We start from the raw sequence: 378 nt of genomic DNA, 5'->3' as shown, positions 1-378 counted from the left end.
GCGTCATCTCCCGGTCGTCCATCGGCACTTCGGCAATGCTGGCGGTTTCCGGCGCGAACCAGAACACCAGGCCGCGGCCGCTCTGCTTCACGCGACCATCGCGATAGCGGATGACGTGGCTGCTCGCCTCGCTGCGGAGCTGGGCGATGAAGCCGAAGTTGCGGATGGTGGCCATGATAGTCTCTCCCTCAATCGGTTACGGACGCTGGAAACGGTAAAGGTCTGCCGGTCGGTAGGCGGTGCCCGCCTCATAGGCGCCGGTCGCCGCCAACCAGCCCTTGTCGAGCAGCCGCCGGCGAAAGGCCGGCTTGTTGAGCGATGTGCCGAGAATCGCCTCGTGCACATCCTGGAGCTGCCGCAGCGTGAACAGTTCCGGCA

At 65.3% G+C, this 378-nt stretch carries 2 pseudogenes; both read right to left on the bottom strand.

Annotated elements, in window-relative coordinates:
• Positions 1-175: pseudogene (locus EOA24_RS43810) on the bottom strand (band 7 protein); the annotation flags it as partial.
• 21 nt (positions 176-196) lie between these two features.
• Positions 197-378: pseudogene (locus EOA24_RS41250) on the bottom strand (NUDIX hydrolase); the annotation flags it as partial.

The sequence above is a fragment of the Mesorhizobium sp. M2A.F.Ca.ET.039.01.1.1 genome (assembly GCF_003998035.1).
GTDB lineage: Bacteria > Pseudomonadota > Alphaproteobacteria > Rhizobiales > Rhizobiaceae > Mesorhizobium.
The sequence above is the reverse complement of the archived record's forward strand: the minus strand, read 5'-3'. Positions and strand labels throughout refer to the sequence as shown.